The sequence below is a fragment of the Undibacterium sp. GW821-FHT07F11 genome (assembly GCF_059418665.1).
In genome coordinates, this window is sequence record NZ_JBWKQH010000001.1 from 710,796 (window position 1) to 732,857 (window position 22,062).

Annotated in this window: 22 protein-coding genes; 11 read left to right on the forward strand and 11 right to left on the reverse strand. The window is 51.6% G+C overall.

Features of this window, described 5'->3' with window-relative positions; translation table 11 throughout:
- The first annotated feature begins 680 nt into the window (after window positions 1–680).
- The 3 genes from pbpC to AC07OI_RS03015 all read left to right on the forward strand — a co-directional run bounded on the left by pbpC (window position 681) and on the right by AC07OI_RS03015 (window position 4,356).
- Window positions 681–3,050: a penicillin-binding protein 1C gene (gene pbpC, locus AC07OI_RS03005; protein ID WP_492707617.1), complete on the forward strand. Its 2,370-nt coding sequence runs from the start codon at window positions 681–683 to the stop codon at window positions 3,048–3,050.
- 198 nt (window positions 3,051–3,248) lie between these two features.
- Window positions 3,249–3,575: a hypothetical protein gene (locus tag AC07OI_RS03010; RefSeq protein WP_492707615.1), complete on the forward strand. Its 327-nt coding sequence runs from the start codon at window positions 3,249–3,251 to the stop codon at window positions 3,573–3,575.
- A gap of 103 nt (window positions 3,576–3,678) precedes the next feature.
- Window positions 3,679–4,356, forward strand: coding sequence for a DUF2314 domain-containing protein (locus AC07OI_RS03015; protein WP_495256259.1), 678 nt, complete (start codon window positions 3,679–3,681; stop codon window positions 4,354–4,356).
- 181 nt (window positions 4,357–4,537) lie between these two features.
- On the opposite strand, the gene AC07OI_RS03020 is transcribed toward AC07OI_RS03015, so the two are convergent.
- Window positions 4,538–4,957, reverse strand: a complete 420-nt coding sequence (locus AC07OI_RS03020) for a hypothetical protein (protein WP_495256260.1) — start codon at window positions 4,955–4,957, stop codon at window positions 4,538–4,540.
- Between the two features lie 422 nt (window positions 4,958–5,379).
- On the opposite strand from AC07OI_RS03020, the gene AC07OI_RS03025 reads away from it, so the two are divergent.
- The gene (locus AC07OI_RS03025) at window positions 5,380–6,330 is read left to right on the forward strand and encodes an IS110 family RNA-guided transposase (protein WP_495256261.1); all 951 of its coding nucleotides are present in this window, start codon (window positions 5,380–5,382) and stop codon (window positions 6,328–6,330) included.
- A 15-nt stretch (window positions 6,331–6,345) separates the two neighbouring features.
- Here AC07OI_RS03025 and AC07OI_RS03030 read toward each other — a convergent pair whose 3' ends face one another.
- From AC07OI_RS03030 to AC07OI_RS03040, 3 genes are all read right to left on the reverse strand, one after another.
- Complete coding sequence (locus tag AC07OI_RS03030) at window positions 6,346–6,804, reverse strand: GNAT family N-acetyltransferase (RefSeq protein WP_495256262.1); 459 nt, start codon at window positions 6,802–6,804, stop codon at window positions 6,346–6,348.
- Window positions 6,805–6,826: 22 nt separating this feature from the next.
- Window positions 6,827–7,888, reverse strand: a complete 1,062-nt coding sequence (locus tag AC07OI_RS03035) for a serine hydrolase domain-containing protein (RefSeq protein ID WP_495256263.1) — start codon at window positions 7,886–7,888, stop codon at window positions 6,827–6,829.
- Between the two features lie 65 nt (window positions 7,889–7,953).
- On the reverse strand, window positions 7,954–9,024 hold the full coding sequence (locus AC07OI_RS03040) for a DJ-1/PfpI family protein (RefSeq protein WP_495256264.1): 1,071 nt from the start codon (window positions 9,022–9,024) through the stop codon (window positions 7,954–7,956).
- 81 nt (window positions 9,025–9,105) lie between these two features.
- Between AC07OI_RS03040 and AC07OI_RS03045 the strand changes: the two genes are divergently transcribed.
- A complete protein-coding gene (locus AC07OI_RS03045) occupies window positions 9,106–10,110 on the forward strand; it encodes a GlxA family transcriptional regulator (protein ID WP_495256265.1) in 1,005 nt (334 codons plus the stop codon).
- A gap of 641 nt (window positions 10,111–10,751) precedes the next feature.
- Here AC07OI_RS03045 and AC07OI_RS03050 read toward each other — a convergent pair.
- The 4 genes from AC07OI_RS03050 to AC07OI_RS03065 form a co-directional block, all read right to left on the reverse strand.
- Complete coding sequence (locus AC07OI_RS03050) at window positions 10,752–11,495, reverse strand: LytR/AlgR family response regulator transcription factor (RefSeq protein ID WP_492707608.1); 744 nt, start codon at window positions 11,493–11,495, stop codon at window positions 10,752–10,754.
- A gap of 19 nt (window positions 11,496–11,514) precedes the next feature.
- The gene (locus AC07OI_RS03055; protein WP_495256266.1) at window positions 11,515–12,570 is read right to left on the reverse strand and encodes a sensor histidine kinase; all 1,056 of its coding nucleotides are present in this window, start codon (window positions 12,568–12,570) and stop codon (window positions 11,515–11,517) included.
- 160 nt (window positions 12,571–12,730) lie between these two features.
- Complete coding sequence (locus tag AC07OI_RS03060) at window positions 12,731–13,231, reverse strand: cupin domain-containing protein (RefSeq protein WP_492707604.1); 501 nt, start codon at window positions 13,229–13,231, stop codon at window positions 12,731–12,733.
- Between the two features lie 17 nt (window positions 13,232–13,248).
- Entirely contained in the window at window positions 13,249–13,683 is a 435-nt protein-coding gene (locus AC07OI_RS03065) for a carboxymuconolactone decarboxylase family protein (RefSeq protein ID WP_495256267.1), read from the reverse strand.
- A 392-nt stretch (window positions 13,684–14,075) separates the two neighbouring features.
- On the opposite strand from AC07OI_RS03065, the gene AC07OI_RS03070 reads away from it, so the two are divergent.
- From AC07OI_RS03070 to AC07OI_RS03090, 5 genes are read left to right on the forward strand one after another with little or no spacing between them, the layout of a single operon-like run.
- Window positions 14,076–14,510, forward strand: coding sequence for a TlpA family protein disulfide reductase (locus AC07OI_RS03070; RefSeq protein ID WP_495256347.1), 435 nt, complete (start codon window positions 14,076–14,078; stop codon window positions 14,508–14,510).
- A complete protein-coding gene (locus AC07OI_RS03075; protein ID WP_492707600.1) occupies window positions 14,507–14,761 on the forward strand; it encodes a DUF4266 domain-containing protein in 255 nt (84 codons plus the stop codon). Before AC07OI_RS03070 ends, AC07OI_RS03075 begins: the two co-directional genes overlap by 4 nt.
- 48 nt (window positions 14,762–14,809) lie before the next feature.
- On the forward strand, window positions 14,810–15,940 hold the full coding sequence (locus tag AC07OI_RS03080) for a DUF3570 domain-containing protein (RefSeq protein WP_495256268.1): 1,131 nt from the start codon (window positions 14,810–14,812) through the stop codon (window positions 15,938–15,940).
- 32 nt (window positions 15,941–15,972) lie between these two features.
- On the forward strand, window positions 15,973–16,866 hold the full coding sequence (locus AC07OI_RS03085) for an FAD:protein FMN transferase (protein WP_495256269.1): 894 nt from the start codon (window positions 15,973–15,975) through the stop codon (window positions 16,864–16,866).
- 25 nt (window positions 16,867–16,891) lie between these two features.
- Entirely contained in the window at window positions 16,892–18,148 is a 1,257-nt protein-coding gene (locus AC07OI_RS03090) for a DUF4214 domain-containing protein (protein ID WP_495256270.1), read from the forward strand.
- An 89-nt stretch (window positions 18,149–18,237) separates the two neighbouring features.
- Here the strand turns inward: AC07OI_RS03090 and AC07OI_RS03095 are convergent, their stop codons facing one another.
- Both AC07OI_RS03095 and AC07OI_RS03100 read right to left on the reverse strand, forming a co-directional pair.
- Complete coding sequence (locus tag AC07OI_RS03095; protein ID WP_495256271.1) at window positions 18,238–20,067, reverse strand: AMP-dependent synthetase/ligase; 1,830 nt, start codon at window positions 20,065–20,067, stop codon at window positions 18,238–18,240.
- Window positions 20,068–20,267: 200 nt separating this feature from the next.
- Window positions 20,268–20,642: a DUF7674 family protein gene (locus AC07OI_RS03100; protein ID WP_495256272.1), complete on the reverse strand. Its 375-nt coding sequence runs from the start codon at window positions 20,640–20,642 to the stop codon at window positions 20,268–20,270.
- Window positions 20,643–20,752: 110 nt separating this feature from the next.
- On the opposite strand from AC07OI_RS03100, the gene AC07OI_RS03105 reads away from it, so the two are divergent.
- Window positions 20,753–21,406 carry a LysE family translocator gene (locus AC07OI_RS03105; protein ID WP_495256273.1) on the forward strand — a complete coding sequence of 218 codons (654 nt, stop codon included), beginning with the start codon at window positions 20,753–20,755 and terminating at the stop codon, window positions 21,404–21,406.
- Window positions 21,407–21,540: 134 nt separating this feature from the next.
- Here the strand turns inward: AC07OI_RS03105 and AC07OI_RS03110 are convergent, their stop codons facing one another.
- The gene (locus AC07OI_RS03110; RefSeq protein WP_110254407.1) at window positions 21,541–21,999 is read right to left on the reverse strand and encodes an Lrp/AsnC ligand binding domain-containing protein; all 459 of its coding nucleotides are present in this window, start codon (window positions 21,997–21,999) and stop codon (window positions 21,541–21,543) included.
- Window positions 22,000–22,062 lie beyond the last annotated feature (63 nt).

Genomic DNA, 22,062 nt, shown 5'->3' on the forward strand with positions numbered 1-22,062 from the left:
CTTCTTGCAAGAAGTCTTCGTTACGCAGGCGTGTGGCATGCCACACGAATTCCCTGCTACACCACAGAGACACAGAGGAAAAGCGGAGATTGTTTAGCTCCTTCCACTTCAAGGGGAAGGTTGGGATGGGAATAGGTTTCGGTAAAACAACGGCAATCATAAAGACGTCGCTCCAGCGAAGGCTGGGGCCCAGTGGCGTTCGTTGCATACTTGAGTCGTTATTAAAGCGATTGCCCTTCGTAGATACCAGCCGGGTCTCGGCCCGGCGGCCGAAATCCTTTCTTTGCTTCGCCAAAGAAAGGATTCAAAGAAAGGCGACCGCAGACTCGCCCTTCGGGTGCTTACGCTACGCTTCAGCATAATTTGTGCATCACAAAAAATGGGAAGATCCGAAACTCGCTTCGCTCAAACATCGGCTCTTCTGATTCCATTTTCCGTGAAGCACAAATTACATCGGTGTAGCAGGGATTTCGGATTGCATGCAATCCGCCTGCGTAACGACATTGCCTTGCAAGGCGATGTGTCTCCCTTTAGGGACACAGGGCCCAAGCGGTTGAAGGTCAAAAGCAGAGTCAAAAACAAGATCAAAAACAGGGTAATTTGATCACTATAAAAATAACGTTATATCTCGTTCTTTTATCTTATTTTCCTGAATGCGTTGCTAATAAAAACCTACCCGAATGAAGCTCAATCTCAAGAAGTACACCAACTTCACTTCCCTGCCTAAAGTCCTGCTCACTCATAAAAAGAAATGCGCAGCAATCATCATCGTCGCACTGACCTTCATCATCGCCGACCTCTGTTTCCCTCTGCCCAAACCCGGCCGCGATTCCCCTTATGCCATGGTAGTCCTGGCCCGCGATGGCACGCCTTTACGCGCCTTCCCTGACAAAGACCACATCTGGCGTCACGCCATCAGCCTGCAGGAAGTCTCGCCCTATTACGTCGATGCACTGACGCAGTATGAAGACCGCGCATTCTGGTGGCATCCAGGTGTCAACCCGTTGGCGCTGATGCGGGCGGCATGGCAATGGCTGCATAATGGCAAGATCGTGTCCGGTGGTTCCACCATCACCATGCAGGTGGCGCGCATCATAGACCCCACACCGCATACCGTGCGTGGCAAACTCAAGCAGATTGCCCGTGCGCTGCAACTGGAAGCGCATTATTCAAAGAAAGAAATACTGACCCTCTACCTCAACTATGCCCCCATGGGTGGCGTGCTCGAAGGTGTGGAAGCAGCCAGCCGCGCCTATCTCGGCAAGCCTGCCAGCCGCCTGACGCATGCAGAGGCAGCGCTGCTGACGGTGCTGCCACAATTACCATCCGTCTTGCGGCCAGACCGTTATCCACAGCGTGCCCAGGTGGCGCGTGACAAGGTCATACGGCGCATGGAGGGCAACTGGAGCAAGGACATCATTGCCGATGCCTTGACCGAACCTGTTACGGCGCAAGTCGTGCGTGAGCCCCTGCTGGCCCCTTTGCTGGCGCTGCGCATGAAGCAGCAAGCGAAGCGTACAAAAAGCCAGCAAACCGTGATCCAGACTACGGTTGATACTGCCATCCAGCAGACGGTAGAAACCCTGCTGGCTGACCGCATACGGCAACTGCCACCGCATGTATCGATGGCCGCCATGGTGATGGATAATGTCACGTTTGAAGTACTGGGCTATGCCGGTTCGGCAGACTTCAGTGACCGTGATCGTTTCAGCGACGTTGATATGGTGCGGGCTGCGCGTTCGCCGGGTTCAGCACTGAAACCCTTCCTGTATGCGTTTGCGCTCGATGAAGGCCTGATCCATTCAGAGTCTTTATTGTCAGATACACCGCAATCTTTTTCTGGCTACCAGCCCGGTAATTTCCAGCAAAACTTCCACGGCCCGGTCAGCGTGTCTGAAGCGCTGGTGAAATCCCTGAATGTGCCAGCAGTCGAAGTGCTGGAACAATTGGGTTCATCCAATTTTGTCTCCATGCTCAGGCGCGGTGGTTTGAAGCTGGAATTCCCGCGTGGCGCCACACCCAACCTCAGCGTGATACTCGGCGGTGCAGGAGCCAAGCTGGAAGACATGGTCGGTGCCTATTCCTCCCTCGCACGCAAGGGCATGGCTGCCGTACCACGCATGACACCAGCAGCACCACGCAAGGAACAGAGGATGATGAGTGAAGGTGCGGCCTTCATCGTGCGCGATATACTGGAAACCGGTGGGCCAGTGGCGCGTGCAGTCGAAGGCAATGGCAGCTACCGCGGCATCGCCTGGAAGACCGGTACCAGCTTTGGTTTTCGCGATGCCTGGGCAGTCGGCGTCAGCAACCGCTATACCATAGGCGTCTGGGTAGGGCGGCCGGATGGCACACCCAATCCTGGCTTCTTTGGCGCGAACGTCGCCGCGCCCTTGCTGGTGGATATCTTCACCGCCATACCCGATGGTCGCAGCCTCAGCCCGGCTGCGCCCCCCTCCACTGTCAGCCAGGAAAAAATCTGCTGGCCGCTGGGGACACGCGCCAGCGAGCAACCAGAAAAACTCTGCCCGCTGCAACGCACGGCATGGGTCTTGAATGGCGCAGCGCCACCGAGTTTTGCCGACCGCCTGAAAACCGCTTCACCAATATTCACTTACTTTGTCGATAGCCAGAGCGGCTTGCGAGTGGCCCCCGAATGCAGCAAGCGCCCCATGGACAAATTGCAGGCCGCACGCTGGCCCTCAGCCCTGGAACCCTGGCTGGATGCGGGCCTGCGCAAAGTCGCCCTGCCACCCGCCTGGGCAGCAGAATGTGCTGCGATCTACAATGCTGACGAAAGCATCAAGATAGTCGGCCTTAGCGATGGCGAAATACTGCACAGGGCCAGCGGCAAGGAAGTACCCAAGGCCAGGCTGGAAATCCGTGGCTCGCAGGCAGAAGTCAGCTGGATGGTGAATGGCCATCTGGTAGCCAATAAACTAGCCAACCAGTCGCAGATCATCGAATTCCCTGAAGCCGGGCGCTATGACATTACGGCCTTTGATGCTTATGGAAGATACGATAGGGTCAGTATTAGCGTAACAAAGTAAAGCTATGTAAATAGGACTTACGCAAAACCGCCTCAGCTGCGTTGCAGCTCCTAACCGTACTAGAGTACTGTTGTCGTCGCTGCGCCTTGCTGAGACAATTTTGCGTAAATCCTGGTAAAGAAACAGATATCTTCACTTTTCCTTCATAATTTTTGCTTAAGATCTATCCTGTCATCAACACCCTTGAAAGGAAACAGGATGAAAAAATTACTAAACCTGGCCCGTGCCAGTATCTTCATGGCGGCATTAGGTGCCAGCCTGTTCGCCCATGCTCAACCTCCCGGCGGTGACCAGAAAAAACCGCCTGAAGCTGGCAAAGACGACAGGCCGCCCCGTGAACCGCCACCGCAAGCTTATGAAGATTGCAAAGGCAAGAAAGAGGGCGCGGTAGTGCAAATCACCACGCCACGCGAAGGCAAGATTTCTGCGACTTGCACAAACTCACCCAAGGGTTTGTTTGCCAAACCAGAGCGGCCACCACGTCCACCTGAAGGCAAGGACAATAATCCACCGCCAAAGAAATAAATTGTCACAGTAAGTTTTTTCTTTGCAAAGAAAATTTCCATGCACACGAGATTGCCAGAGTAGAATTTCTACTTCTGACAATCCTGCGTGCGATGGAATCAATATGAGTGAAGAAAAATTAGTCCCCGTTTTTATGCCTTCGCTGGTCGCTATGCTGGTCAATCTGGAAGACAAGAAAGGCAGCCCCTTAAGCTATGAAGAAGTCATAGACATCCGCGACAATGCCAGCGTCATGATGATGGCAAAATCCCATGCCGACGCACTCAGCGAATCACGCGGCTATGATGATATCGATCCAGAAAATTGCTGGTATGACTGGCAAATGTGCAGGAGAGAGATGGGCCGCAAGCCTGATCTCGATCCCGGCGCAAAAATCACCATGAGCAACTCAAATGACGCGAGCATGCAGCAAGCGTTTGCAGATGCCCGGCAATCATTGCCACACTTCCGCAAACTTATCCACAGCAATACCGCTGCAGAATTCTTTCCCCTGATCAAAACCAAATTTGTACTTGCCACTGGCAATATGTTTGTGTGGTTGAGAGTAGTTGAAAGCAACGAGACAGGTTTTACAGGCGAATTATTTGAAGTACCCGCAGAGCTGCGTGATCATGAAATTGGCGACACTTTCAATGTCGAAGATGCGGTAATCATAGACTGGATGATCAATCACGATGGGGCCATGCATGGCGGCTATACCATCAGGGCGCACAGGGCAACGCTGAACTCGGAAGAGCAAGCGAAGCTGGATACGCATTTGGGTGTCAGTCGTTATCTGTGAAGAGAAAATCTATCTCACGAACAAGACAGAGCAAGTAGTCTCCCTATAGAGAGAAGGTTCTTATGTGTGAATAGGACCGCCCCTACCTGTAGCAAAAACATTCTCGTAGCCACGCGTAATCGCCCGATAGCCTGGAAATGAATGAATGTACGAATTGCCCTCGACTTTACGTTTTTAAACATTACTCCAATTCAACCACTAACTCACCTTCAACTTTAATAGTTTGTCCAAAATTCAGGTGTACTGCAATCTCGAATTCAACAGTAATTGTTTCGTTATTTTCAATATCAAGCACGTATTCAAATGCATCCTTTTTTTCTAAAACTGTCCCTACGACTATCGCATGTGGTGACAATTTTTTTTCTTGAAAAATGCCACGTTGACTAGCTGAACAAATATTTTCATACTTGACAACCAACTTCAATGAAGCTGTCAACGAAACCTTATCATTTACCGTCAGGCACTTTGATTTTTTCCCTTCATCTAAGTACTCATTGCATTGAAATCCGCTACACCAGACCTTCTTCTCTGTCGTTGCAACGGATATGAGTCGGTTATACCCAAAAGCAGAAATTGATTCAATAGAACCCGTAATTTTCATTGTTCGCCCTTAATTTTATTGGGACATCCTAAATATAGACGTTCTCATTCTTATCGACATTTTTGACCCGTCTCCAGCTTTGATGCAGACCGTGTAGGTGCGATTAGTGCAATGTAATCGCATGCATGTCTAGTCTAAAAATACCGTTGATCCTCTTAAAATCATGCGTGCGAATACGCGAAGCTTGTATGGTTATAAGTGACGATTTCTGGGAAACTAGAAAGCGTTGGGGTGGAGGGACAACGCGTTGCATCTGCAGTTTTCACTGACAGACTCGATTAGAACTCTCCCACCCCACCTCTTCAACGTCGATGAGGAATCCATCGGTCAATAGGCCTGCCAACCAATACCGCCGATATGTGCAAGCTAACGTGAAGAAGTGGCCACCCCAACATTCTCACTTTAACGATAAGGAGGCAATCATGCAATCCCCGTTATTCATTGGTGTTGATGTGGCGAAATCTGAAGTCGTTATTGCCTGCTCGGAAAGCAGTTTCCTGGTGCGTGCTGTTCCTAATGAATTAGCTGCTTTAAAGAAATTTCTGAAGCAGTTACCACTTGGCTCTTCTATTGCGATGGAAGCAACTGGCACCTATCATCAGATGCTAGCTGACTTGGCTTTCCAGATGGGCTTGCATGTTTATGTACTCAATCCTAAAGATACCCGCCATTATGCGAAAGGGGTTGGGGCGCGTGCCAAGACTGACAACGTCGATGCAATGCTCATTGCACGTTACCTGGCACATGAAGTTAAGGAACTACGCCTGTATGAACCAGCTACGCCGGAGCAACGCACGATGGATGAGCTGCTTAAACGCAGGGCGAAAATTGTTTCTCTAAAGACGGCTTTACGCCTGACCTGTGATGGAGCGCCGTCACTGAAAGTGAAGTCAGCCAAGCTTTTAGATAGCTTTACAGAATTACTCAAGCAAATCGATCAGGACATTGCTACATTGAATACGGATATTCCCCGCCGGGCAGAACAAGTCTGTCGCTTGCAATCCATTGCAGGAGTCGGGTTATTAACGAGTTCCTGGCTGGCAAATCTGTTTGACCGCGTTCGCTTCACCAACAGTGATGCTGTCGTTGCATTTGTCGGTATGGACCCACGTCCTAGTGACTCTGGTCAGAAACGTGGGCGCAGGAGGCTGTCCAAGCGGGGCCCTGCTGAAGGGCGCCGCTTGTTATTTAACGCTGGTATGGCAGCAGCAAAATCAAAGGTGTGGGCACCCGTGTACCAACATTACCGTCAACTTGGCTGGCCGTCAACGGCCACCATTATGATCATCGCTCGTAAAATATTGCGGATTGCTTTTAGCTTGATCAAGAACGGCGTTGATTTTAATTCTGATCTCATCTCGATAAAAACTTGACGGGAACCATAGAATCTATTCGCACCTACTTGTATCAGCCTGTGGATAACGCAAATAGTAATTATCAAACTCGGCTACTTCACGCAAAACAAAGCCATGACGAAGGTAAAAACGGTTGGCGTCACTGTCACTCAAGGCACCAACGTGGATGATCTTCCCCAGTGTGTCAGCTTCTGCCAGTACTAGCTCCATAGTTGCACTGCCCAGGCCACGTTGCTGAAAATCCGGATGCAGGTAAAAATGGTCCAGCAAGAGGTCGTTGTCCTGCGGACGCAGCACCAGAAAACCTGCCAGTGATCCATCCAGCTTGATGAGCCTGGTACACTCGGCTGCGAAATTCACCAGGAGCCGTTGCCGCGCCCTTTCTGCATCAAAGCGCCCGACACGTTCAAGACTGGGGCGCATGGCGAGGGCGCGCAATTCTGCCAACTGCGCAGCATCATCCAGCGTGCAAGGTTCAAGTTTTAAATTCATGTCAGGCTCATATTAATTCTTTTCACGAACAACTCTGCGCCAGCAATTTTGCCATGTGGATAAACGCATTCTTACCCACTTTTGGCACATCCCATTTACCATCCACAGGTACGCGGCGCTGGTGGGCGATCACCATATCCAGTCTGGGGATAAGCAGCAAATATTGCCCATGCAAACCCCAGGCCACGTAGGCGCCTTGCAGTGGCGAATCTACGGGTTCTTCGAGTACCCACCACATATAGCCATAAGCGACATGGCGTGCTGCTGTGCTAGCCGGGTGCATGTCGGATGAGGGGGTAAAAACACTGGTCGTTAAACGCATCCAGTCTGCTGGTATCAACTGCCTGCCATTCCAGTTGCCTTCATGCAGTGCCAGCAGGCCTATGCGTGCCATGTCCCTGGTGGATAAAAGGAAATGATAGGGCAGGTGTATGGATTTGCTGCTGTCGCCAAATTTCTTTTGCGCGCTGAGTTTGTAGTCCTGTAATTGCAGGCTTTGTGCAATGTCTTCGTCAAAGAGTTGGTAGATGCTTTTGTGGGTGGCGTTTTCCAGTATGGTGCCTGCGACATTGAAGTCCCAGTTGTTATACAAAAAATAGCTGCCCGGCGTTTGTGAGGCGCGTGCCGGTGCATTTGCCAGGTCGTCGCCACTGTTGGCTGCAGCATGGAAAACACCTGAACGTGCCGTCAGCAAATCGCGCACTCTGGCCTGTTTTTCTGTGGATGAGAGGCCACCAACATCATCGATATTTGCGGCCTCCAGGGTCTGGTCGAGATTGATCGTTCCGTTGGCGACGTATTTGCCATACAACATGGACAGGATGCTTTTGCGCTGTGACTCTATGATGCCCGGCACATCGGTACGGCCATAGCTATACATAACACGGCCACCTCTGATCGCCAATAGAGCCGTAGTGGCCTGCTTTTGCGCGTAGCTATCCAGCTCGGCCTGTCCCTTTTTGCATTCGGCACTAGTCGTGGCAACGCTGTCCCATTCCGTGCCAGGGAAAACTGTGGCGGCATTGCCCGTCAGTGCAAAACTCGTCAGCAGCAAGGTCAGTAATTTGATTTTGTATGTAGCCATGGATACCCTTTCGCATCAGCATAGTCTACCTGACCTGAATACAATGACTTGGTTCCCCGATTCTTCTATTGTGGATATTCCATGAAGGTGCTGACCAGCGCCCTGGTAGCCAACCCGTAAGCCTTGCCTATCTCCTGCAAGGCCCTGTCCATGGCCTTGGCCGGGGCGATTTCAGTCAGCCAGTTGTGTTCTTTTTTCAAGCTGTCCATGGCAGATACATCAGCCACTGCATCCGGCAGCAATTGCAAACCATAACGCGTATTCACAGCCTGCATGCTACTGGCATAGGTTTTCACTTGCGAGCGGTAGGTGCGCGACCAGGCATCGGCATACAGGGCAAGGGCGATGTCATTGACGCCATCGCTGAGTGGCAGGGCAATTTCTTCATGCGACCAGAAGCGCAGCCAGTTGCTGGCGATGGTGATGATATTGGCAGCGCTCAGGCGAAATTGCTGGCTATCGTGTGTGGATAAGTACTCTTTTATCCCCAGCTCATTCGCCAGAGTAGTGGCGCGCTCATGACCTGCAATTGCTGCCACCATAGCCAGCGATACAGGCAAAGATGCTGTCACTCCAGTGGTGGTAATGATCTTGCCATCGGCCAGGTAGCGCTGGTTGCGCACCCAGGTCGTGCCGGGAAATTGTTTTTGCAAACTATCCATGGAATACCAGAAACCGACGGCACGGCGCTTGTCCAGCAAACCTGCATGTGCCAGAACCCAGACGCCGTCGCAGATACCGACGATCACTGCCCCCCTGGCAGCCTGCGCCTTGACCCAGTTTTGCAGGACTGCTGCTTGCACATTGTGCACAGCGGGAACGATGACGTAATCAGCACCCTGTGGATAAGTCTGGTCAAATTCAGCCATGCTTGCCTGTGCCTGCATTTTCAGTGCCGGATACAGATTCACCACGCCACTAGCGGTTGCGACAGAAAATACCTGCGCAGCACCTGAGGCCTTGAGCACCGCATAAGGCACGACAAAATCAGTCTGCTCTGTCATTTCATTATCCGCGACTACGGCAACGACAGGCTTGTCGCGGCCAAAACGCGGCTGGTAGCCGGGCAGGGTACTGCCAGAAGCAAGGGAAAAGCTAAAGCCAAGGAATAAGAACAGCAGGATTTTTGTTTTCATCAGTACACCGGGATTTATCCACAGGCACACTATAATCATCAACATCTTGGCCGAAGTGCCAATCTTGTCGCAAATTCTGCCATGGACAACAATACCCGCAGCATAGTTTTCATCACACTGAATGGCGTGCAAAGTCTGGACCTTAGTGGTCCGATGGAAGTATTTGCCGTTGCTAATCAGCACAGACCGCCAGGCATGCCGACCTATCGCCTGATCGTCGCCAGCCCACAGGGCGGCAATATCACCACTAACGCCGGGCTGGAAATACATGGGGTATGCGCACTCAGGGATTTGCCCGCAGAGATTGATACCATCATCGTCACCGGTGGCAGTGAAGCTGCGATGCGCGAAGCTGCGGCGGAGAATATCCTGTTGCCCTGGCTGCAAGCACGTAGTAGCTCAAGCAACCGCACCCGCCGCATCTCCAGCGTCTGCACAGGCGCACTGATACTGGCCGCTGCTGGCTTGTTGAACGGTCGCCGCGCCACCACACATTGGAACACCTGCGCCTTGCTGCAAAAGCTATTCCCTGAGGTGAAGCTGGATGCTGACGCCATCTTCACCGCCGATGGCCCCATCTATACCTCAGCAGGCGTCACCGCAGGCATAGACCTCTGTCTGTCCCTGCTGGAAGCCGACGGCGGCCCGGTCCTGAGCCTGGCAGTAGCACGTGAACTGGTACTGTATATGCGCCGCGCCGGTGGACAATCGCAATACAGTCACAGCCTGCAAACCCAGATCTCATCACAAACCCAGGCCAGCCCGCGCCTGCAGCAATTGCTCAGCGAAATCCTCGCCAATCCCACCGGCGACCTGCGCACCCCGGCACTGGCAGCCCGCGTGCACATGAGCGAACGTACATTCGCGCGCATCTTCCAGCAAGAAACTGGAACCACTCCGGCCCGCTTTGTAGAAAGCGCCCGTCTGGAGTTTGCCAAGAATTTGTTGGTCACTACCAGTTGGCCACTAGCAAGAATTGCAGACCGGTCTGGCTATAACAGCCTGGATACATTACATCGCAGTTTCATGAAACATCTGGGGATTACGCCGGGGTTTTTCAGGGAGAGGTTTGGGGGTTTGGATTGAGAGGTCAGACAATGAATGCATGACCAAGCAGCACTACAAACAAAATCCCGCAACGGTCGCATTGACGTTGCTGTTGGGTTTTGCTTTGGGGTTGCAGTTGCTTTTGATTTTCCGCAGTTCCCATGTGTAGGCGCCGTTTGTACGGTACAGAAAATGGATTAAGAAGAGCCGCTGTCTGAGCGAAGCGAGTTTCGGATCTTCCCATTTTTTGTACTGCACAAACGGGAACCCCTTTAGGGGCGACTACGCCTGGGTCGCCTTTCTTTGAATACGTTCTTTGGCGACGCAAAGAAAGTATTTCGGCCGCCGGGCCGAGACCCGGCTTGTGTCCACGGAGGGTAACCGCTTTAATAACGACTGAAGTAGACAACGAACGCCACTAGGCTCCAGCCTGCGCTGGAGCGACGGATTTGAGATTGCACTTCGTCTTATTATTACTGCTGATCGAAAGAACCCCATTCTCATCCCAGCCTTCCCCACCGCGCCACTTGCAAGCGGCTTAGATATGCATGGCACAAAGCTGCGCTTTGCGAATTCCCACGCATCTCCTTGAAGGAGAAGGAGCAAAAACCAGCATGGCGAAAGCTTGCTGTCAGCGATAGATAAAAGCATAAAAACTCAAAGCACTAGGGAACACAAATTCAAATCGACATATCCCGCAACATCCTCGAAGCCTCCCGGTTCGCCAGCAACACACTCCCATCGCGCATATGCAAACGCAATTGCGATTGCTCATCCGCTTTCATGGATTCGACAAAATCCAGGTTCACCAGTAGCGAACGGTGTATGCGTATGAAGCGTGCCGGGTCCAGCCGGGTTTCCAGTTCGGTGATGCCCAGCCGGACCAAATGGGTCCTGTCACCGACGATGATGGCGGTGTATTTGGCATCAGCTTTCAGGTAGGCGATGTCATTCACATTAACCGGGAAGATGTGGCCACGGTCACGCACCAGGATGCGTTCCAGCCGGCTGGTTTCACGGCCTGCTGCCAGGTTCAGAGCGTGTTCCATGGCTTGCATGGATGGTGGCGCATCCAGCAAACGGTCTACCGCTGCATCAAAGCGCTCACGTGTAAAAGGCTTGAGCAGGTAATCAACTGCATGCAGTTCAAAGGCGGTCACGGCATACTGGTCATACGCGGTAGTGAAGACGATTTCGGGTAAATGGCTGAGGCGGCGCAAGACTTCGAGGCCGGTCATCTCGGGCATCTGTATATCCATGAAGACCACGTCTGGTTTCAGCAAATTGATTTGCGTGAGGGCAGTGACGCCATCAGCAGCTTCGCCAATGAGACTGAGTTCTGGCCTGTCGCTGACAGCGTCGCGCAAGACTTCGCGAGCCAGTGGTTCATCTTCTGCGATAAAGGCGGTTTTTATTTTAGTCATGATGTAGTCCAGCCAAGCGTCACAACGAGGAGATAGGTATCGTCAGGCATATTTCAAAACCCTGTCCGGGTGCAGTATTGATGGTGAAACTGGCACGCCCACCATATTCAAGGTGCAGGCGGCGTTCTACGGTTTTCACGCCTATACCGCTGGAAGCGTGAACATCTGCCAGCTCAGCCCCGGGGCCATCATCCCTGATGGTGATTTCCAGTTCGCCATGCAGGGCCTTGAGCCTGGTCTTGATCAGCAAGTTGCCAGGCTGGGCGCGCGGGTTAAAGGCATGTTTGATACTATTTTCCACCAGTGGTTGCACGCTCAAGGCAGGTAACCCGAAGCCACCTGCCATTTCATCGAGCTGCCAGTTGACGTTTAACCTGTGTCCCAGGCGCAAGGCTTCCAGGTTCAGATAATCACGCACGAAATTCAGTTCTTCTTCAAGGGCGACATGGGTAGTACCGTTTTTCTCGCTATCAAGCACATAGCGCAGCATGTCGGAAAAACGGAATAATGCAGCCTCAGCTGCCTTGCCATCCTTGCGCATGAGGGCAATGATGGAATGCAGGGTGTTGAACAGGAAGTGGGGATTGAGTTTATTGCGCAAGCTGGCCAGTTCAGCCACCACCAGCAAACCCTGGGCCTGGGTCGCGGCCAGTGCCTGCATGCGGCGTGCTTCGCTGGAACGCACGGTATGAAAAATAGCGGCAACTACGCCATACATCATCAAGCTATACAGGAAAGGCCAGATATAGGCACTCAGGGGGCGGACTTCTTCGATTGCCTTGACATGCACGATCATTTGCATGAAACCACTGACCAGGTAATGCCAGAAAAACCCGAATCCCACGGACAAGAGGATATGGATGAACACGATACTGAGAGGCCGCAAACCTTTGCGTTCTATCAGGCCGGTCAGGGGCCAGATAAAGGCCAGGGTCACTGCCGCTGGCAAAGTATTGATCTCTGAATACATCGCCAGTTGCAGATCAAACTGCCCTTTGGACAGACCATCTATCTGTATCGCAAGAGCGATCAGTATGGAATATGCTATCCATGCCAGGGTATAAAAAAGCCACATGCGGCGCATTACCTATCCTTTCCACAAATCTGAGCCATGCACGCAGTATCCGGTAATTCTTGCCAGACAGCTACGGTGATGACACCAAATGAGGAATTAGGGAGCTTAGTTGCAGAGCCTGCGCCACTGATTAATCCTTTTCAATGTCTTTCAGTCCTTCTCAATCCTTCTCACGCGCCCAGTATTCCAGCGTTGCCGCCTTGTCATAGCCTTCACCAGCCAGCACCACACTGATACGGTTGCTATCAGGATAGACAATCACATCATGGGGATTACGCTCACCTATGACCAGGTAACGGCATACCGCATCCGTATGATTGAACAGACTGTGACCAACCTTTTGCCCGGCCGGGAATACCATGTAATCCCCCGCCTTCATGACATAAGTCTGTTCACCCATGCGCAGGGTCAGGCTGCCGTCCAGCATCATCAATTGTTCTTCTTCCAGGTAATGATAATGGTTGGGGCAGGCGAGTTTGCCGGGTGACAGTTCTTCCAGACTCACGCCTACGTGCTGGCAACCACCATATTGACCTAGCTGGCGATAACGTGAACCAAAACTCTGTCCGTGGGAATATTCATCCCATGGTACATCCTCCACCGCAAACGGACGGGTTACGCCGTCTTCAGTGAGTGCGATAGCTTTTCTTCTCTCTGTCATACCGGTTTCCTTTGAAATCAATCAGGTGAGGTGGCTCCTGCTTTGTCCGCTTCAACCTTGCCCATTTCCAGCAAGACTTCATGGGCAGAGCGATAGGCGTCAATGGCCAGTGGCATGCCGCAATACACGCTGGCATGTAATAGTACTTCTTGTATTTCTTTCATGCTTGCGCCGTTATTGACCGCACCGCGTACATGTCCTTTGATCTCGTGCGCGCGCCCCAGGGCGGTCAGCATCGAGAGCGTGATCAGGCTGCGGGTTTTTAAATCCAGGCCATCACGGCACCAGACCGTGCCCCAGGCATTACGGGTGACAAATTCCTGCAGCGGTACGGTAAAGGCATCGGTATTGCTGAATGCCTTTTCGACAAAGGCATCACCCATGACTTGTTTGCGTATCTGCAGACCATCTTGAAACTGTTGATCTGTTTGCGTATCTGTTTGCTTATGCATCGCTATGTAGGCTCCATATGGTTTTCTGTAAGGGCATGCTAGCCAGAACAGCGGAAGGGGTCAAAACGGCAATGCAATTTGTTGTTTTTAGGTAGCAATGCCGTTTTCAAACGAAAATATGTTAATTTGGAAACTTGTTTGAGGACAGACTTGTTTTAAGGACATACTCCCGTTACAGTTCATTACAGAAAACCCGGTATCTTTACCTAAGCCAAGATTTATTTGCGCAGTACAAGGCTTATGATGGATGTTAGCGCAAGCTGCTTATGCAGCGTCGGCAACAACTTATCCTGCAAGACAGGCAAGGCAGCACCATGAAATTTCTGAATCTTAAAACAGCAATGACGGCAGCGGTATCCGTAGCTTTCGCCTTGGGCTTGAGCATGCCGGCAATGGCGCTGGAAACCGGCAAACCAGCCCCGGAATTTAATGTACAGGGTGGCAAGGGCAATATACAACTGAGTGATTATCGCGGCAAAGTTGTCTATCTGGATTTTTGGGCTTCATGGTGCGGACCTTGCAAGCAATCCTTTCCGTGGATGAATGCGCTGCAAAGCAAATACGGTGCACAGGGTTTCCAGGTGGTAGCTATCAATCTGGATACCAAACAGGAAGATGCACTGGATTTTTTGAAATCCAGTCCTGGCAATTTTCATATAGCCTATGACCCTAAGGGTCTCATGCCACGCCAGTATGAAATCAAGGGCATGCCCAGCAGTATTCTGATAGACAGGGATGGCAAGATACTGTCGCAGCATGCGGGCTTTAATGAAGCCAGCAAGGCAAAAATTGAACAGGCCATCGTGGCAAGTCTGGGGAGTAAATGATGATGCAATTCATACATTACAAACATTGGCAAAAACTGGTATTGCTGGGTCTGGTGCTGTCCTGTACCGCTTGCGGCAATATGCAGCTGGTACAAGCCGTACAGCCCTGGGAAAAAGGCAAGCTGGCGAAGAAGGAAATGACCTTTGACAATGACAAGCTGGAAAGCAAATTCGCCGAGCATACTTATTCCAGCAAGGAATCTGCCTTTGGCGGCACTGGTGTTGGTGGCGGCGGCTGCGGTTGTAATTGAAGAATAAAATTGAAGAACAAGCGTGGATAAGGCTCAGGAAAAAAAAGCATGAAACCAGTCACTTCCAAAACCCCTGACAATCTGGCCACCACTTTGCTGGCAGCCGCACTGGCCCTGCCCATGATGCAGGCTGCCCATGCTGAATCAGCACCGGACAAAGGCCTAATCAGCCTGAAATTGCTTGACTACAAGGATAGCCAACCCGGTGAAGACCGCGTCAAGGTACAGGCCAGTGCCCTCAAGATCATGGCACCGCTGTCGGATGAATGGTCGGTTGGTGCGACTTATGTAACCGATAGTATTTCTGGTGCCTCACCAGCCTTCCATAGTTATGGCCTGGTCAAGCTCAGGGATTTTCGCCGGGCACTGGATGCGGAAGTTACCCGCTATTTCCCGCATCACACGCTGACCCTGGGTGCCACAGCATCCAGCGAAGCCGATTATATTTCGCGTGGCATATCGCTACAGGGCAGCCAGTTCAGCGAAGATAAAAATACCACCTGGACAGCTGGCCTGGGTTTTGCCAATGATACCGTCAGCGCCTCCACCGGCAAGGTCAGGGGTGAAAACAAGCAGGTGACCGATGCCTTGCTGGGACTGACCCAGGTCATGGGCATGAATGACATTCTGCAGATCAATCTTGGCCTGGCCCATGCCAAGGGTTATCTGTCCGACCCCTACAAGGCTTTCGACAAACGCCCGGATGAACGCAATAGCTATACGCTGTTAGCCCGCTGGAACCACCACTTTGATGCCACAGGCGGCAGTGCGCGACTCAGTTACCGCTATTTTGGTGATAGCTGGAAAATCAGGTCGCATACCTTCAACCTGGAATATACCCAGCCTTTTGGCCAGGGCTGGAGTGTCACGCCCATATTGCGCTTCTATAGCCAGAGCGCGGCCAGTTTTTATGTCGACGCACAGCCAGACATGTATCCGTTTGCACCTAACCCACCGGATGGGGCGCAGAATTATTCCGAAGACCAGCGGGTCTCGGCCTATGGCGCACGCACTGTGGGTATCAAGCTGGCCAAACAGATTAATGAAGACTGGCAGGTCGATGTGAAATTTGAGCAATACCAGCAACGTGCTTCGTACCGTTTGTTTGGCAGTGGCAGCACTGGCCTATTGCCGTTTGATGCCAGGACCATACAAGTTGGACTGTCGCGCCAATTTTAGTTATTGAGTTTAGTGATTGAGTTCAGGTTTTTATGCAGATTTACCGCATCCCTTTCAAGGCCATGGCCAGCACCTGTGAAGTCGTTATCGCGGATACCGATGAACAGCTGATGTTCGCCAAGGCACAGGAAGCGATTGCGGAAGTAAGAAGGATAGAAGTCAAGTATTCGCGCTATCGGCCAGACAGCATAGTCTCGCGCATCAATAGCCAGGCAGGTGGTGATGCCGTGGCCTGTGATGAAGAAACCGTGGCCTTGTTTGATTATGCCCAGGCACTGCACCAGGCCAGCGATGGCTTGTTCGACATCACGGCCGGTATCTTGCGCCAGGCCTGGGATTTCAAGAGCCAGCGGGTACCGGCAGCAGATGAATTGCAGGCTTTGTGCCAACGCATAGGCTGGACAAAAGTCGAACGGGCAGGTGACAGGCTGAGATTGCCGCTGGCGGGCATGGAGGTCGATTTTGGCGGTTTTGGCAAGGAGTATGCGGCAGACCGGGCGGCGGCAGTATTAGAGGCTGCAGGTGTAACGCATGGCTATGTCAACCTGGGGGGTGATATACGGGTACTAGGCCCCAAGCCGGACGGGCAGCCCTGGATCATGGGCATACAAGACCCGCGCCAGCAGGACAAGATCGCTGCCAGCATCCCTTTAATGACAGGGGCGCTGGCGACCAGTGGCGATTACGAAAGGTATTTTGAAACGGACGGACAACGCTACTGCCATATCCTGAATCCGCAAACCGGCATGCCGGTCAGGTACTGGCGCAGCATCAGCGTGCTGGCACCCTTGACGGCACTGGCAGGCAGTTGTACCACCATAGGCATGTTGAAAGAAGCAGATGCACTGGCGTATTTGCAGAAAACCGGATTACGCTTTCTGGCAATAGATCAGCAGGGCAAAGTACATACTCAGGCTGCTGCCTGAATAATGAATTGAAGGAGTATTTATCATGGCAACAGTAGTTGGTGACGACGGCAATAATACCTGGACCGTCATTAATCCCTCGACGTTTACACTCGATGGCAAAGGTGGGATAGATACACTGAATCTCGGTACTTCCTTGCGTTCCGAATATACGATCACGCTGGCTGCGGATGGCTCGATTCATGTCGATACGCTGTCCGGTGCCAGTGGCGAATTGCATGCCACACTGCTCAACATGGAGAGGCTGGTTTTTAACAATGGCAAGGATGTGCTTGACCTGCTGAGTTTTTTTGGTGATACCACGCCACCTTCGGTGATCAGCTTCAGCCCGGCCACACTGGCCAATAGCGTGGCGACCAATAGCGATATCGTGCTGACTTTCAGTGAAACCGTCACTGCTGGCAGTGGCACGATCAGCCTCATGAATGCGGATGGCAGCGTTGTCGCCAACTACAATATCGCCCAGAGCAGCAATGTCAGCATCAACGGCAATACCGTCACCATCAACCCGACCAATGACTTGAATAACAACAGCACTTACAAGCTGAACATACCTTCAGGTTCTATCAAGGACATAGCCGGCAATAACTTCATTGGCACCAGCAGTTACTCCTTCACCACGGTGGCAAAAACCGTCCCAGGCGGCATTGTAGGCACGGCAGCCAATGACAATCTGAACGGCACTGCTGGCAATGACAGTTTCAATGGTCTGGCCGGGAATGACGTCATCAATGGTGGTGCTGGTCTGGATACAGCGATTTATGCCGGCAAGCGTGCTGACTTCACGATTACCGCCTCTGGAGCAAGCTTCACTGTGCAGGACAAGACTGGTGCAGAGGGCACGGATACCGAGAATCAGGTGGAACGCCTGCAATTTTCCGACATGTCGGTGGCACTCGATATCAATAGCACAGCTGGTGTCGCCTACCGCATTTATCAGGCAGCCTTTAACCGCACGCCAGATCTGCCTGGTCTGGGTTACTGGATAGGGCAGATGGACAAGGGATCAACACTGAACCAGGTTGCTGCCAGCTTTGTCATTTCAAATGAGTTCAAGCAATTGTATGGTGCAAATATCTCTGACAATGCCTTTCTGACAGCCTTGTACAGCAATGTCTTGCACCGTACACCAGACCAGGCAGGTTTTGATTACTGGAATGGGCAGGTCAGCAAGGGCATGACGCGCGCAGACATACTCGCCAGTTTTAGTGAAAGCACAGAGAACCAGGTGCAGGTGATAGCTAAGATACAGAACGGTATAGACTTTATCCCGTTTGGTTAAAGACGTTCATGCTGATGCTGCGGGCTTGCAGCATCAGCATGTGAATAAGTCCTGATTTATCAACAGCGACTGAGATCAAGCTCAGTCCATTAGCGCGTGTAAACAGCCTTGATATCCTCAGCAAAATGCGCCAGTAAATTATTGCGCTTAAGCTTCAGGGTAGGGGTGATCAACGTGTTTTCCACAGTCCATGCTTCCAGCGTCAAAATCGCGGCACGAGGTTGGGCATAGTAGGGGAAGTTTTTCGTCAGCGCCTTGATACGCTGCACGACCGCTTTCTGTGCCTGTGGTGACTTAAGGCTGGCGGCATCATCAGGGTTCAGGCCCAGCGAGCTGGACAACTCCTGCCAGTAAGCACGGCTAAGAACAACCGCACAGGCGATAAACGGTGAATTCTCGCCAAAAGCATAAGCCTGCTCAAACACCACGTCATTCATGATCGCCAGTTCCAGATCAACCGGAGCGATTTTTTCACCTGTCGAAGTGACGATGATTTCTTTTACACGTCCCAGGATACGCACGCGGCCATCGACAATGGAAGCCTGGTCGCCAGTGCGCAGCCAGCCATCGATAAAAGTTTTGGCGGTATCTTCTTCCCGCTTCCAGTAACCGCGCATGACATTCGGGCCACGCACCTGCAATTCTGCATTCTCGCCTATGCGTACTTCGACACCTTCAACAGCGCGGCCCACGGTGGCAGGGTCATTATCATCCGGCGCATTAAAGGAAACCACAGGCGCAGTCTCAGTCATGCCATAGCCCTGTACGATAGGTATGCCCAAGCCCAAAAAACATTGCGAAATTGTTTGCGACAGCGCCGCCCCACCACTGACTGCCACCCGTAAGCGACCACCAAACTGGTTCTTGAGTTTGCTGGCAATCAGAGGTTCAAGTACCAGCCAGCGCAAGCCATCCAGCAAGGCCGTCATGCCATCCCCCTTGAGCAAACCCTGTTCACGGCTGAAGCGGCGCCAGCCAGTGGCAATCGCCAGATTGAATAAATTCGCCTGGAGTTTTGATGCAGAGAGTTTGGTCTGGATCACGCCATACACACGCTCATAAATACGCGGCACGGAAATCAGGATTGTTGGCCGCACTTCCAGCAAGTCTTGCGGCAATTGCTTGACCGAACGCGAGAAAGCAACACAGGCACCCGCAGCCACCGGCAGGTAATAACCGGCAGTACGCTCAAAGGTATGCGACAAGGGCAGGAAAGATAAAAATACATCAGTAATGACAGGCGACACCCTGTGGACAACTGCCTTTACATTTGACACCACATTGGTATGCGTCAGCATGACACCCTTGGGTTTACCAGTCGTACCCGAGGTGTAGACCAGCGCCGCCAAATCATCGGCGACTGGCCCTTTTACTCTAGCCTGCAAATGCACTGCGCTGGCCAGCCATTCATCGATTTGCACGACAGGGGCGCTGGCTGGCAAGGCCGCAGCCTCCAGCGTTTTTTCAAGAACAACAACCTGGCGCAAAGCGGGCAATTCCAGACCTGCATTGGCGATATCTTTCCATTGCCGGTCGCTTGCGGCGATTAAAAATGCAGCATCGCTGTCACTGAGGATATAAGCAATACTGGCCGGGTTATCCAGCGCATGCATGGGCACCGGCACAAAGCCACAGGCCTGCACCGCCTGGTCCATGCAGACAGCATGCAAGCCATTCGGCAGCAAGATGGCAACACGCGAACCATGCTCGAGCGCCAGTGGCGACAGGGCCTTGATAAAACCTTGCATGCGCTCTTGCGTCTGTTGCCATGAATAAGATATCCACTGATCTGTCAGCTCATCAAATTGCCGGTAGGCTTCTGCATCAGGGGTTTGTGCGACCCGCCAGGCAAATAATTCTGCCAGGGTTTGCACTGTGGATAAGTCTGGGGATATGGTTGTTTGCGCAGAGGTAGACATGAAATACTGAAGAAATTGAGCGATCAAGCGGCAAGCTTCCCCCGGACCCGGTGAAAGCTTTTAATTTTCCGAAATTAAACGAAAATGCCTGCTAAAAGCATCATTATGCAACAAATTGGAAAAGGGATTATTGCGTGAGCGCAAAACGCCGGATTCCTCTGATTTTGCCAGAGTGCGCATGGCGCACCTTACTACGGAAGTCAGGAAATATCTCCCCACATGGCAACATAGAGTTGTTTTAAATTTGCAGGCAATAACGGCCAGGCACGTTTCTTTTGTGCTGGAGTCATACCAAAAAACAATTCTTCTACATAATAGACATCTATATATTCTCTAGTTTTTTCGTTTGCTGTTTTCAACAATTCAGACATAAACCTGAGATGTGATTGTGCGATTGCTTGATTATCATCGCGCATGGTCTGTGTCGTCAATCTGGCGAACTCTCCTACCATCTCTGTCGTGCAATTTGCTATGCTGCGATGCCTTTTTGCAATGAGCATCATGTGTTCAGCCACATCAGGAAATGACTTCATGATATTCAGTAAAAGTTTTTTGACGCTGGGATGAATGGGCATAAATCCAGTAAAAAATAATTGAAAAAGTCGTAGTACGTAAAACCAAACTGGTTTTCATTGCCGATTATAATAAAGCCCTTGTCCGCCCATCCCATACAGGAGTTCCCCCAATGTTAGGCACACAAGACCTCGTCCAGTTCATCATCGCCGGTATCTTACTCAATATCGCCCCCGGCCCCGATTCCATCCTGATCATGACGCGTAGCGCGACGCAGGGCTGGCGTGCGGGTTCGGCAGCAGCGCTGGGCATAGGTGCGGGTACATTAGTGCATATCATGGCAGCGGCGCTGGGTTTGTCGGCTTTGCTGGCGACTTCCGCTACGGCTTTCACTATTGTCAAACTGGCGGGTGCGGCTTATCTTTTGTATATAGGTGTGTCCATGCTGTTAAGCAGGGCAAAATCTGCTGAACAAACGCAAGCAGACACAGGGAGCAAAGCCAGCCAGCCTGCACTCAGCCACCGCAAGATTTTCATGCAAGGCTTTTTGACGAATATATTGAATCCGAAAGTAGCGATTTTCTTTTTGGCTTTTGTACCGCAATTTATTGCGGCTGATGCCAGCAACAAGCCGCTGGCCTTGATCGTCCTGGGTTGTATCTTCAATTTCAATGGCATGTTGTGGTGCCATTTCCTCGCTATCTCGACGGCATTTGCCAGACAGCGCATGCGTGTCAATCAGGCTGTCACACTGTGGCTGAACCGCTTCATCGGGCTGATGTTTGTTTCTTTCGGTATCAAGCTGGCGTTGTCGGGCAAGCATTGATGAGGAATCAGAAAAAGAGGAATCAGAAGCGCAAATGAAAACATGCCGCATCTTTAAGAAATGCGGCATGTATGCCAGGCTCAACAGAGTCTGAAGAAATACCTGAACAAGCTGCTTGCTTAATACTACCGATATTACTTAATTGGCAGGCAGCTGGTATTTTTAACTTCTTCCATCACTGCATAGGTATGCGTTTCGCGCACACCGTTCAATTGCAGCAAAGATTTACCAAGGAAGTCGCGGTAGGCATTCATGTCCTTGACACGCGCCTTGACGAGATAGTCAAAACCACCCGCCACCATATGACATTCGAGCACTTCAGGGATGGCTTGTACGCCACGCCGGAAAGCGTCGAACACGTCTGGTGTCGTGCGGTCGAGCACAACTTCAATGAAAACCAGCAAGGCCACATCTAAAAGATGGGGATTGAGCTGGGCTGTGTATCCTAGTATGTAGCCGGATTCTTGCAGCTTGCGCACGCGTTCCAGGCAGGCGGCAGGGGAGAGGTTAACCCTTGTTGCCAGTTCTACATTACTGATACGGCCATCGTTTTGCAATTCGGCCAGAATTCTTTTACTGATTTTGTCGAGCATAAGAAGTCAAAAATCGTCAGTGTGGTGATTAATAATATTCGGCATAATTTTCTCACAAAAAAG